Consider the following 12803-nt stretch of genomic DNA (forward strand, 5'->3'; position numbering starts at 1 on the left):
TTACTTCCCCTCCCCTCGGAACATGGCCAGCATTCGGTGAGTGACCGAGAAACCGCCGAAGATGTTAATTGAAGCCACTAAAATTGCCAGGAAACTCAGCGCTGACACCACCGGGTTAGCGCTGCCTACCTGCAATATGGCGCCCACCAGAATAATTCCGGAAATCGCGTTAGTTTCACTCATTAGCGGAGTGTGCAGCGAGTGGGTGACGGCAGTAATCACATAGAACCCCACCACAATCGCCAGCATCAAAATGAAGTAATAGGGGATTAGCGGCTTGGGAGTGGCGGCAATCAGGGCCAGTCCTAAAACTATCCCTACCGTTGCCCACAGCAAACGTTTACGCTTCCCCGAAGCTGCTTCCTCAGCTTTCTTGCGGGCACTCGCTGCGGCATCCTCTACCGACTCCTTCTTGTCGGGAGCAGCGGGAGCCGCATGCACCTGAATAGGAGGAGGCGGGAACATATTTTCCCCGTCCTTGGCGACCGTAATCCCGCGGACCACTTCATCTTCCATATCGAGGACGTAGTTACCGTCTTTTTTTGGAGTGATCAGCTTAAACAGGTTAACAATATTTTGTCCGTATAGCTGCGATGACTGCCCCGGTAGGCGTCCAGCCAGGTCGGTGTAACCGATAATGGTCACCCCATTTTCGGTAACCACCTTTTCGCCGGGGCGGGTCAGCTCACAGTTACCGCCGCCAGCGGCGGCCATATCCACGATTACGGAACCGGGAGCCATCCCGGCTACAGCCTCTTTAGTGATTAACAGCGGAGAGCGGCGGCCAGGAATATTCGCGGTGGTGATTACGATGTCATTTGCTGCTGCCTGCTCGGTGTAAAGCTTGGTGGCGGCGTCGGCTTGATCCGCGCTCATTTCTTTGGCGTAACCGTCATCCGATTTTTCTTGGGCAATCGGGATGGGTACAAAGGTTGCCCCCACCGATTCGGCTTGTTCGGCGGTTTCGCTGCGCACGTCAGTGGCACTAACCTGGGCACCCATAGAGTTGGCGGTGCCGATAGCGGCTAAGCCAGCCACTCCCACGCCGATCACATAGACCTTGGCGGGCGGAATTTTTCCGGCAGCAGTTACCTGACCGGTGAAGAGGCGACCGAAACTTTCTGCCGCCTCAATAACCGCGCGATATCCGGAAACATTCGACATGGAGGAGAGCACATCCATGGACTGCGCCCTCGAGATACGCGGAACCGTATCCATCGCGAACCCGGTAATACCCCGTTCTACCAGGGCATCTACGGTCTCGGGGTGGCGACCGGGTGCCATCCGGGCTATTAAGAGCGCTCCAGATTTAACCAGATTCAGATAGTCAGTGGGGGGTGTATCTAGGACGGTCACAATATCGGCCTGCCAGGCGGCCTGGGCGTCCACGATTTCCGCTCCGGCTTGCGAATACTGCTCATCTAGATAGGCGGCTTTTTCTCCCGCCCCTTGTTCCACCAGGACTTCATACCCTAGTTTGATGAGTTTCTTTACCGTATCCGGAGTGGCGGCGACCAAAGTTTGGTCTGGCGTGGGCTCTTTAGGAACTCCAATTCGCACAGTTACTCCTTATAGTTTTGGTATTTCAAATACCAATACATTTTTATCCGCGTTTTAACAGTGGATAACTTATTTTTAGCGTACTCGGCGCCTTTTACATGCGCACTCTAAGTCCAGCTAATAGGATGGTACCCGGCTGAGGGGAGATAAAAAACTATTTTTCCGGCGTGGCCTGCTTAGATCCAGGTCCTGGCCCTTCCAATCCCAAGCGTTCTCTGTCCGGTGCTTCCACCAGTTCACCGCGACGAATAGTTAAGTCTTTAGGGGCACTAATTCCTAGTCTCACCGAGTCCTTATGTGACTCCACCACCGTGATAACGACCTGGTCCCCGATCACGATCTCTTCTCCGCGTCTGCGCGTTAGTACTAGCATCCTTGCCTGCCTCCTAGATGGTGATTAAAAACTATTTCCCGAATCTGGAGGATTCTCTCCTGCCACAGATTCCAAGATATCTTCGCTGCTATCTAAATCTTCATTTTCATTTTCGGGAAACTTTTCCCGGATCAATTCTTCTGAGCGTGCCAGCTGATCGGCCAGTTTGTCAGGGTCTTCTTCCTGCCCGATGAGGGCGGATAAAGTCGAGTTCTGATTCGCGAACTTTTCACGCTGCGAGGGCGCGGCGACCGATTCCAAGTTACCTTCCCAACTTTGGGCCCGTTCGCGCAGCACCTGAGCATAGGAGACCCGCTTGGCTCCGCGCACTCGGTGCAGTAACACATCTAGATCCCGGTTTATCTGATCATCTTCCCACCGGGCTTTTTCGGCGAGGAGGGCGCGGGTATCAGCTAGTAGGGCTTCCAGCTCGTGATCACTGGGCACCTGCCGCTCCCGATAGGTCATTGCGCTACCTCCCGCTGTTTATTCCCGGTTGTAATTGTAGATTACGCCCGCTAACTGCGGAGAAGAACTGAGTTAAAAACGGGAGATCGCGCTTTGCTGGACACCCAAAAAAATTCTGATTTCCCCGCTTGGCTGGGGTAAAAGAACCTTTCGAGAGTGCCTTTTAAGATGCTCGCACTAGTAATAGCGGGAATTTTTCCCAGTATTTTCTCCCAGATGCTCAGATAATTATTGCTTGGACCAGGCAAGGACTCTAAACTTGGGGTCACTGGTAACTTTATTTGAGAAGTTCACTTAACAATTTGCCAAGAGAGTCGGGAGAAAAATGTCGTCTCCAAATTATCCCTATCCCCCCAGTAATCTGCCGCAGACAAATCCGCAGCCCGGATTATCGCCCGCCGCCTACCCAGTTTCTGACGGGAATGGATTTAATGGCCAATACCCCTACCCACCCGCTGGGTACCCCGGGGGTGTGCCTGCTCCCCAAGCCGGAACCGACCTTTCTTGGCTGGGAAACAGCGTGAAACGAAACCGCATTTGGTTTATCCCCTTCGCTATGTTTTTTGTCTTGGTGGGATATATCGTGCTTACGGTCTCCAGCTCCGATTTATCTAGTGGTTCAGATACCGCGAGAGATGCGGCGATGGGTACCGGTTTATTATTCCTATCCTTGGGGCAGGCGCTGCTGGTTGCCTACGTCTTGGCAACCACGAAACAAGTAGGTGGCTTTACCCGCGCCACTGCTTGGGTGGCAAGTGGGGTAATCACCGCGGGATGGCTTTGCGTGCTGATAAATATCCTCCTCGGAACTTTGGAAATCGGAGCGTCCAACAACATGGCTGCCCTAATTTTCTCAGTGTTATTCGTCCTGGCACTTCTGGGAGGAATGATTACCGGATCGGTGTTAGCTAGTAGACCTACTGAACCTATTTCCCCGGCACCAGCGCTTTTAATCAGTCTATTTTTGTTACTAGCAGCCACTACTACCCCGGTGGTTCACGCAGTAGGCATGATTTTATTGATCGTTGCTACCGCCTGTTCGGTGATTAAACCGCGTCCGGCCTACTTCGTAGCCCTGGGAGTAAGCGGAACTTTAGGACTTGCCAATTTCATTATTGGTTTGGCCTCCCCGGCTGCCGCTTGTTTCTTAGGACTTAATAGCAACTACCACGGAGTAAGCCTGTATGGCTTACTATTCGGTGCACAGCTAGAAAAAGTTGGCTGGATTTATTGGATTATCGGCGGATTAACTTGGGTATTTTCCGCGGTGGTCCTGGCAGCTTGTATCTTGGCAATCTATCAGACTATTTCCCGGCAGCCAGTCACTGACTTAACCGAAGTATTTAAAAACAACTCGCAGCCGAACCCGTATTCGGGGTATTACCAGCAGGGGCAATATCCTGCCTACCCCTACCCCCAATCCCCTTACTATGGGGAACAAGTACCGCCGGCAGGCCAAAGCGGACAGCCGCAGCCCTATCAGCAGTTCTCTGCGCCAGCGCAGCAGTCGTTTATGCCCCCTAACTCCCCGTCGGGTCCGCAGCCACCACTGAACCAATAAGGCATTGTAGGGGTCTATGCTCCCGTACTCAGCAGACAACTTCCCTATTCAGCCCCTAATGGAGCATTCTGTTATGGCGCTGATAGGTGCGGCCGCCATGATAGTGGTGGCCGCAGTGCTGGTGGTATGGACTATGGTTTTTTACCAAAGCGTGGACCGCTCCCCCATCCTCACTTTTAGCGGACGCCGTCAAGAGAATTTATGCCGCCTGCTTACTGCTTATTGCCAACGTCTCCTGGCTTTAAGGACTGACCCCAAATATTCGGCTTTAGATGCTGCTTCGCGCCAGTACGTCCTCGGGAGAATCCTCGAAAATCTGTGCGCACAGTATTACCGCACCGCCGGTTGGATTAACTATCGTCCGCAACAGCTGTTAGCTACTGACTGGCCCGAGCTGGCTGCGCTTATTTTGGCGCTATCTACTCCCGGACAGATCCTAAGACCAGTGCCCCGGCGCCTTCCCGGTCAAACTGGCGCACAAATCCACAGGTCGGCTCCCGACCAAGTCGGCGCTAATCTACCCCCCAGTGATACCTACGCGCTGGATGCCGCGATTTCTCAGATTAATTATCGCCGCCAACTACACGCCCAAGCTTTAACCACCCGTCAGAACTTGGTGATCAAGCCGCCACGCAGATCCCGGTTTTGGATAGTGCCAGTAACTTTAACCGTGCTCTGTCTGCTAGTTATTTCCGGGCTGCAAACCCAAAGTTGGGTAGGGGAACAACAGGCGGTAAAAGCAGACCGCCAGGGCGATATTTCCCGGGCCCAAGATCTCCGTCTCCGCCAAGCCGATTCCCGCCTACTAGCCGATCGATGGCTGGTCAATTACAACCTGGGAACCACCTATCTAAACGCCGGCGACCTGCAAAATGCTGAAAAATATCTTTCTCGCGCTGGCCAGAAAATGCCTTTCTTGCTGGAAGCAAAAATGACTGAACCCCAAGCGGTATTGGCCGGCTGCCAAGTTAGCTACAACCGAGCTTTAGTGATGGTTAAAACCAATACGGAACCCGAAACTAAAGATTCTCTAGTCCAAGCCGCTCAGATGCTGGTTTACTGCAACCAGAAGGCCTTGAAAACCCGTCAAAAATACTGGAAAACAGAGGGACAAACTCCCGCTAATAGTCAGGTTTCCTCCAATTTGAAGCGGGTAGCAAAAGATACTGATCTCCTCCTAACCCAGATTAAAAAACAAGGCGGCAGTGATTTTAGAATCCCGGCAGCTTCCTGGTTTGAAGATTTTGGTTCCTAAAATCCTTCCTTAGTCCCCAGATTTCCCTACTTTCTGCGGGTTTGAGGCAGGCGCGCGTTTGCCTAACTAGCAAAGTCCTAATTATCCGGATTAACCGGCAGGCGCCTTGCATGGCGGCAGAGGCGACTTTCAATTTAAAATCTTTATCCGATTTGGCTGCACTAGCGCGCCCAAACCACCACAATTGTAACTATGAAACGGATGAAGTACTTTTGGTGGGGTAAACACCCCGGCTTCATCGTAGCTATCTGGTTGATAGCAGTCACCATTTCTATGGTGGCGGTTTTTTCCGGGTTCGGGGGAAAACCCTTATTTGAACGCTTAATCACCCCCCAGCCGGCCAGTCCCGCATCGCCCTCAGCAATTGGGAAGGATCTTTACGAGCGAGCCCACGGAGATACTTATCCGGTAACTGCAGTAGTGGAAGTCAACAACCTAGAAAAAAATGCCGACCAGATCGCGAAAATACTGCGCCCCTTACACGCCGACCTCTTAAAGGTAAACAAAGTGAAGGGGATCGCCGATCCTTTTATTGCTTTTGACCCCCAACTTCCGGCGGGAAAAGAGGCGCAGGTAACGACCGATAAAGCCCTAGCGCAAGCCCTGGCGCAAGGCAGAGCGCAAGCTGAGCAAATTGCAAAAGCTAAGGGCGCAAGCCAAAGTCAGGTGGAAAAAGCTGGGCAGCGCGCCGAGAGGGAAGTCAAAAAAGAGTTTGCAGCCCACCTGCCCTCAGTGTGGGATACTATCCAGTCCAGCCAGCTAAAACAGATGATCGCAAAGGACGATAAAACTTTCCTGATTAATGTGCAGTTAGAGGCAGACGGGTATGATCAGGTGGATACCGATGCCCGTGACCAGGTAGCCGCGGTTTTAAGTGAACTTCCCGATTATTTTGCCGGTTCCGCTATTGATGCCACGGTAAACCTGGTCGACAATACCGGTTTGCAAAATGCCGCTAATGGGCAGGTAAAAGCAGATATGCTGCGCGGAGAAGGAATTTCTATCCCGATTTCTCTGCTGATTATGGCGATAGTTTTCGGGGGGATGTTAGCCGCCCTCATGCCCCTGATCGGAGCGGGCGCCGCTATCGGTATTACCCTGCTTTTGATTTTGTTACTGACCTACCTGATCACCGTGGAATCTTTCGTAGTCAATATCGTCTCTTTCTTGGGACTGGGATTATCGATTGACTACGGGCTACTAATCGTTTCCCGCTATCGAACTGAACTGCATAAACGCGGCCTACACGGTACTGAAGACACCTTTATTTTCTATCCTCGTCTGATTCAACTCCTAGTTGGTTCGCGTAGCGAGGACGAAAATAAGATGCAGATTCACTCCTACAAGCGCTACCGAAGCGAACTAATCGCCGCGCGCCAACCCTATATGCAGGCGCTAGATAAAACCATGGACACTGCCGGAGCTACCGTATTCTTTTCCGCGCTAATCGTGTCGATGGCGATTTTGGGGCTTTGCATTTTCCCGCTACCTTTATTGCGCCTTATGGGCATGGGCGGAGTTGCGGTAACTATGTTGGCGATGATTTCCAACATGACCCTACTACCAGCACTAATGATGCTTTTTGGGCCGAGTTTGGCTGCGCCCTCTTCCGTTGCCACCTGGGTAAACTGGGTGCGCCGCCATATTTTACGCAAGCCTTCTACCCGCAGCGAGGACGACCCCTCCCCGGTTTTCCGAAAAGTTTCCACTTTTGTAACCCGCCGTCCTTGGCCGGTGCTAGTAGTAGTCACCCTGATTCTGGTGGTGATGTCACTTCCTCTTTATCATCTGGAAATGCGTTCTTCCGCAGTGGAATCAATGCCGCGCTCTATCCCCGAGATTGGGGCGCTTTGGGATATGTGGGATCGTTTTCCCGACTCGGCTAACCCGCAAATCCGGGTAGTCGCCAAAACCACTCCCGACCAGCTACAAGAGTGGGCTGATAGGCAAGTAAAACCGCTTGCTCACGTAAAACGAATTCGCCCTGCGGAAGATCTAAAAGTTGATGGCAAACAGTACGCCGCTATCGATCTTTACACCAAAGAAAAAGATGCCTTCGCCGCGCAAGTGAAACAGGAAATGCTGGAGGTGCGAGATTTACCGGCCCCCTTTAAGACTTGGGTTACCGGTCAATCCGCCCTGCAAACAGATTTTCAAGACACTTTGGCGCAGTATGCCCCTTATGTGTTTATCGTCGTCGCCCTCTCCACCTATTTAATGCTGTTCTTAATGACCGGGGCACTGTTACTCCCCTTGCAAGCCCTGGTGTTAAACATGGTGTCCTTAATGTCTTCTTTAGGGATCGCGGTTTGGGTTTTCCAATATGGTCACGGAGAGAAGCTTCTCGGCTTCACTTCCCTGGGAGCGGTGGAATCTTATGTTGTTGCAATCGTGTTTTGTTTCGGTTTTGGCTTGTCAATGGACTATGAAATGTTCCTAGTTTCCCGGGTTAAAGAAATCTGGGACGAAACCGAGGATAATAAACGGGCAGTTCGCGACGGACTCACCCATTCTGCCTCTACCATTACCTCCGCAGCCCTGATCTTGCTAGTAGTATTTTTAGGTTTCACCACCGGCGGTATCCAGGCAATTAAACAAATCGGGTTCACCCTGGCGGTAGCGGTCGCTCTCGACGCTACTTTAGTGCGCATGGGACTCGTGCCCGCGATTATGGCTATCTGCGGACGGGCTAACTGGTGGGCTCCTAAATGGCTACGATCTTTCCATTCTCGCCTACCCCTGCCAGGACACTAGCGGAGGGCGTGGGCTAAGTAGCGCAAAAATTCGTGCTTACTCACGAGCTGGATTTCCGAACTTGGACAAGCGTCCGAGGAAGGTTAAGGGGATAGTTGCAGTTGGCCCGTTACGATGTTTAGCCACAATAATATCTGCCTCCCCGGGACGATCTTCCTGATTGTAAACCTCGGGGCGATTTAGTAGCATCACCACATCCGCATCTTGCTCTAAAGAACCAGATTCTCGCAGGTCAGAAAGCATTGGTTTATGTTCTATTCGCTGCTCTGGTCCCCGGTTTAGCTGGGCAACTGCCACCACCGGGATTTCGAGTTCCTTAGCTAGCAGCTTTAAAGAGCGAGAGAATTCGGCGACTTCCTGTTGCCGGGACTCTACCCGTTTGCCCGAACTCATCAACTGTAAGTAGTCCACCACCACCAGTTTCAAATCACTTTGCTGCTTAAGCCGCCGGCATTTAGAACGTATTTCCGGCATGGTCATATTAGGAGAATCATCTATATAGAGCGGAGCCTGATCGGAGCGGGAAAGCACCTGCGCTATTTTGGTCCAATCTGCGTCCTCTAAGTCCCCGGCGCTCAGACGTGACATGGATACTCCTGATTCCGCAGAAATCATGCGGCGAGAAATCTCAGTGCCATCCATTTCTAGACTGAAGATTACCGAGGTCATGTTGTGATGGATGGCGGCGTTTCGGCAAAAATCAAGCGCCAGTGTGGATTTACCCATCGCTGGGCGAGCTGCCACAATCACCAATTGCCCGGGGTGTAGGCCATGGGTGAGGTTATCTAACTGGTAAAAACCGGTGGGAACCCCGGAGGCCATGCCCCCATTTTTTTGCAGTTCTTGCAGTTCGTCAACGGTTTCATCCAGGTACTCAGTGATTGGTCGATAGTCCTCACTGTCGCCACGTTCACTGACCGCATAGATTTCACTTTGCGCCTGGTTTATGAGTTCATCCACGTCCCCGCCATCAGCAGCGTAACCTAGCTGCACCACCCGGGTACCCGCCTGCACTAGAGAACGCAGCTGCGCCCGCTCTCGCACAATCCGAGCATAAAATCCGGCATTTGCGGCGGTAGGTACCCCGGAGATCAGCTGGTGTAAATAGGGGGCGCCCCCGATTCTTTCCAGGTCACCGCGGCGCTCTAACTGTCCGGCTACCGTCACTCCGTCTACCGGTTCGCCGCGCCCGAATAGATCCAAGATGACTTCATGAATAGTCTGATGTACCGGACGGTAGTAGTCTTCGCCCCTAATCGTCATCGTTACATCAGCGATCGCATCCTTAGAGAGCATCATCGCTCCCAGTACTGACTGTTCAGCGGCGATATCTTGCGGAGGGGTACGATCAAAATCTGCCATCTCAACCTCCCAGAAACACTTTTGGGGCTCTTCGATTGTGCCATATTCCGCCGCTATAATCAGAAAGCCGACTGTTGAAAACCCCCTAAAACTAGTGCAGAAAGTATTAAAAACCTGTGGAAATATTGGCGGAGAATGTGGGTAATTATTAGCTCCCAGTTTATAAACCGGTTACAAACTGGGAAACTACTAACGGAGTTATTCACAGATTGTGTATAGGAAATAGGGGAAGATTCGTGGAAAAGTCGAAAAAAACCAGCCTCAACCGCAAGATTTTGGCTTTGGTTTTACCCGCCCTCGGATCTTTAATCGCCGAACCGCTCCTCACTATGGCTGACTCCATCCTGGTTGGTCACGTGGGTACCTTAGAGTTAGCCGGGTTAGCTATCGGTTCGACCGTACTTACCCTAGTAGTGGGAATCTGTGTATTTCTTGCCTACACCACTACTGCTGTTACGGGCAGAGCCATTGGGGCTGGTAAACGCGCAGAAGGTTTGCGTCTAGGTATCCAGGGAATGTGGTTAGGCGCACTTTTAGGGGCGATACTAGCGGTCGTTTTAATAATTTTTGCTCCCCAAATCATTGGATTGTTCGGGCCAGATCAACAGGTGGGATTTTTTGCGCGCCTCTATTTGATGGTATCGGCCCCGGGACTCATCGCTATGCTGTCAGTGTTAGCCGCTAACGGAGTATTACGTGGTTTATTAGATACCCGCACTCCCCTTCTGGTTACTACCAGCGCTGCGATCCTCAACGTACCGCTGTCTGCATTATTAATTTTCGGATGCTCCTGGGGGGTAGCGGGGGCGGGAGCCGGCACCGCAATCAGTCAGTTCTTCATGGCTATCTGGCTGTGGATAGTAGTGGCTAAAAAACTACGCCGGGAGGGCGTATCGGCCCGTCCTCACCTAAAATTAGTTTTTCGTTCCGGGCTGCACGGAATTCCCCTGGTTTTTCGCTCGCTATTTCTGCAGGCTGCCATCGTGATCACTACCTGGCAGGCAGCTCGCTTGGGCGCAGTTACTTTGGCCGGCTACCAGATCCTAAAAACCCTGTGGACCCTAGCGGCTTTCGGTTTAGATGCTTTGGCAATCGCCGCCCAGGCATTACTTGCCAATGCGCTCGGGGAGGGCGACAAAGAAAAAATCCGGGTTCTCATCGCCCAGTTAAACCGCTGGGCCCTGTTGTTTGGAGCTTTTATTGGGTTAGTGTTTGCACTTACCTCTGGCCTATTACCGCACCTATTCACGACCGATCCTAGAGTATTAGCCATTTGTGTCCCTGCCATTATCGTGGTGGGTTTAGTGCAGCCCTTGGCGGCGCTAACTTATATCTATGACGGTTACTTAATCGGGGCCGATGATACTAAATACCTTGCCGGAGCAATGGCGGTAGTTTTTATTACCTATCTCCCGGCGATTTTACTTGCTGGTTTTTTGCCTGTCGGTGCCCCCGCTTTAGCCGGAATATGGGCTATCTACGGAGTCATTTTTATTGGCGGGAGGGCGGCCTCGCTGTGGCTGCGCATTCGCACCGACGCTTGGCTGTAGCTGAGCGCCAAATATTACCTGCTTCCTGCTTTGCAGATATCTAGTTTTCGACCCGCTAATACAAAAGTCGGGTAACCCAAGCATTAACCTGGGTCACCCGACTTTGCTATTAGTTAAGCGCTACCTAGTAGGCATTTACCTACTTGCCGCCCTCAACATTTACAAACAGTTTGGCGCTAATATCTTCATGCAAATTGATTTGAATCTGATATTTTCCAACCGCTTTAATCGGCTTTTCGATAATAACTTTGCGCCGGTCAATGGTTTGCCCGATCTGTTCTTTAACCGCTGCCACTACGTCTTGGGTAGATACTGCTCCAAAGAGACGACCGGAATGGCCCGCCCGCTTGGAAATCACCACGGTATCGTGGGCTTCGATAGCATCCCGTACTGCCCGCGCATCCTCTACGTTAGAGATTTCCCGACGCCTGCGCGCCCGAATCATTTCGTCGATCTGCTTTTGGGCACCTTTAGTCCAAGGGTGCGCCATTTTCCGTGGCACCAGGTAGTTGCGGGCATAGCCGCGAGCTACGGTTACCACGTCACCGGAAGAACCCAGCCCCGGTACATCCATATTTAAAATAATTTTGGCTGTTGCCATGACTAGACCCTCCTATCAGCGACCAGAACTTGTGTAGGGAAGCAACGCCATTTCCCGGGCATTCTTAACTGCCTTAGCAATGGCGCGCTGCTGCTGTACGCTAACTCCGGTAACCCGGCGCGAACGAATCTTTCCGCGATCGGAAATAAACTTCCGCAAGAACGGGGTGTCTTTATAGTCGATTTTTTCAACCGGCAAATTACGTAGCGGATTAGCCTTTTTCTTTATTGGCTTCGCGCGAAGAACTTTCTTCGCCATATTTACTCCTTAATGGTGTGACCCTAAGGTCTTATCCTGAAAATTTAAAACGGCGGTTCGTTATCGCCGTTATCGCTGGTGGCAGGAGCTGCCCAAGGATTGTCATCCGCAGATGGCTGCGCCGCACTCATCGAACCTGTACCCAGGTTTGCAGCATCCCCTTGGTTAAATCCCCCACCTTGATTGAAATTGCCAGCTGGAGCGCCCGCGGTAAATCCGCCCTGTCCGCCCTGGTTAAATCCACCCGCACCTGCGCGCGGAATCCGGGTAACTTGGGCTTGCGCATAACGCAAGGACGGTCCGATTTCATCTACCTGAATCTCCAGCGAAGAACGGTTTTGTCCGTCTCGCTCCCAATTGCGTTGCTGCAAGCGACCGCGAACAATCACTCGCATTCCTTTGGTTAAAGATTCGGCAATATTTTCGGCCATTTCCCGCCAGGCGGAACAACGCAGGAACATGGCGGTGCCATCTTCCCACTGTCCGGATGCGCGATTATAGGTTCTGGGAGTGGAGGCCACGGTAAACGAGGCCACTGGTACCGATTGCGCGGTATAGCGCAATTCGGGATCTGCAGTCAGATTCCCAATAACCGTTATCAGGGTGTCTCCAGCCATTTTTATTCCTCTCCGCGAACCTAATCGCGCCGCAGCAACTTGGTACGCAAAACTGATTCGTTTAGCGTTAGCTGCCGGGTTAACTCTTCAGCAATCTGCGGGGTGGTGGTCATATCGATGACCGCGTAGATTCCCTCAGAATGTTTTTCAATCGGATATGCCAGGCGACGCTTGCCCCAAATATCGGTCGCATCTACGCTTCCCCCGTTAGCGGAAACTACGTTTAGCAGTTTCTCTAACGCCGGGGCTACGGTACGTTCGTCAATTTCGGGATTCAGGATCACCATCATCTCGTATTTACGCATCTTAACCCACCTCCTTTGGTCTAACGGCCACGGTCCTTCCGCGGCAGGAGGGCTTATGCATTCGACCCTAAGGTCGCACTACAGGATAACCTAGTTAGAAGCGCTATTTCTAGCCGATATCTAACATTGTTAGGAAACG

Annotated in this window: 12 protein-coding genes; 4 read left to right on the top strand and 8 right to left on the bottom strand. The window is 52.0% G+C overall.

Annotated features, from left to right (window positions below; translation table 11 throughout):
• The 3 genes from AC1EKS_RS04215 to AC1EKS_RS04225 form a co-directional block, all read right to left on the bottom strand.
• On the bottom strand, positions 1–1560 hold the full coding sequence (locus AC1EKS_RS04215) for a Re/Si-specific NAD(P)(+) transhydrogenase subunit alpha (RefSeq protein ID WP_481009156.1): 1560 nt from the start codon (positions 1558–1560) through the stop codon (positions 1–3).
• 154 nt (positions 1561–1714) lie between these two features.
• The gene (locus AC1EKS_RS04220; protein ID WP_481009157.1) at positions 1715–1933 is read right to left on the bottom strand and encodes a carbon storage regulator; all 219 of its coding nucleotides are present in this window, start codon (positions 1931–1933) and stop codon (positions 1715–1717) included.
• A gap of 24 nt (positions 1934–1957) precedes the next feature.
• The gene (locus tag AC1EKS_RS04225) at positions 1958–2401 is read right to left on the bottom strand and encodes a hypothetical protein (RefSeq protein WP_481009158.1); all 444 of its coding nucleotides are present in this window, start codon (positions 2399–2401) and stop codon (positions 1958–1960) included.
• A gap of 325 nt (positions 2402–2726) precedes the next feature.
• On the opposite strand from AC1EKS_RS04225, the gene AC1EKS_RS04230 reads away from it, so the two are divergent.
• The 3 genes from AC1EKS_RS04230 to AC1EKS_RS04240 all read left to right on the top strand — a co-directional run bounded on the left by AC1EKS_RS04230 (position 2727) and on the right by AC1EKS_RS04240 (position 7971).
• Positions 2727–3962 (top strand): hypothetical protein, encoded by a 1236-nt coding sequence (locus tag AC1EKS_RS04230; RefSeq protein ID WP_481009159.1) that lies wholly within the window; start codon positions 2727–2729, stop codon positions 3960–3962.
• Between the two features lie 58 nt (positions 3963–4020).
• The gene (locus AC1EKS_RS04235) at positions 4021–5217 is read left to right on the top strand and encodes a hypothetical protein (RefSeq protein ID WP_481009160.1); all 1197 of its coding nucleotides are present in this window, start codon (positions 4021–4023) and stop codon (positions 5215–5217) included.
• Positions 5218–5409: 192 nt separating this feature from the next.
• Positions 5410–7971, top strand: a complete 2562-nt coding sequence (locus tag AC1EKS_RS04240; protein WP_481009161.1) for an MMPL family transporter — start codon at positions 5410–5412, stop codon at positions 7969–7971.
• A gap of 36 nt (positions 7972–8007) precedes the next feature.
• Here AC1EKS_RS04240 and dnaB read toward each other — a convergent pair whose 3' ends face one another.
• Entirely contained in the window at positions 8008–9333 is a 1326-nt protein-coding gene (dnaB, locus tag AC1EKS_RS04245) for a replicative DNA helicase (protein ID WP_481009162.1), read from the bottom strand.
• 236 nt (positions 9334–9569) lie between these two features.
• On the opposite strand from dnaB, the gene AC1EKS_RS04250 reads away from it, so the two are divergent.
• Positions 9570–10883 carry an MATE family efflux transporter gene (locus AC1EKS_RS04250; protein WP_481009163.1) on the top strand — a complete coding sequence of 438 codons (1314 nt, stop codon included), beginning with the start codon at positions 9570–9572 and terminating at the stop codon, positions 10881–10883.
• A 139-nt stretch (positions 10884–11022) separates the two neighbouring features.
• Here the strand turns inward: AC1EKS_RS04250 and rplI are convergent, their stop codons facing one another.
• From rplI to rpsF, 4 genes are read right to left on the bottom strand one after another with little or no spacing between them, the layout of a single operon-like run.
• Positions 11023–11484, bottom strand: a complete 462-nt coding sequence (rplI, locus tag AC1EKS_RS04255) for a 50S ribosomal protein L9 (protein ID WP_481009164.1) — start codon at positions 11482–11484, stop codon at positions 11023–11025.
• Between the two features lie 15 nt (positions 11485–11499).
• Positions 11500–11742, bottom strand: a complete 243-nt coding sequence (rpsR, locus tag AC1EKS_RS04260; RefSeq protein WP_215522237.1) for a 30S ribosomal protein S18 — start codon at positions 11740–11742, stop codon at positions 11500–11502.
• A 44-nt stretch (positions 11743–11786) separates the two neighbouring features.
• Entirely contained in the window at positions 11787–12359 is a 573-nt protein-coding gene (locus tag AC1EKS_RS04265; RefSeq protein WP_481009165.1) for a single-stranded DNA-binding protein, read from the bottom strand.
• Positions 12360–12379: 20 nt separating this feature from the next.
• Entirely contained in the window at positions 12380–12664 is a 285-nt protein-coding gene (gene rpsF / locus AC1EKS_RS04270; protein WP_481009166.1) for a 30S ribosomal protein S6, read from the bottom strand.
• Positions 12665–12803 lie beyond the last annotated feature (139 nt).

This window comes from Varibaculum sp. C0165D1 (genome assembly GCF_056590355.1).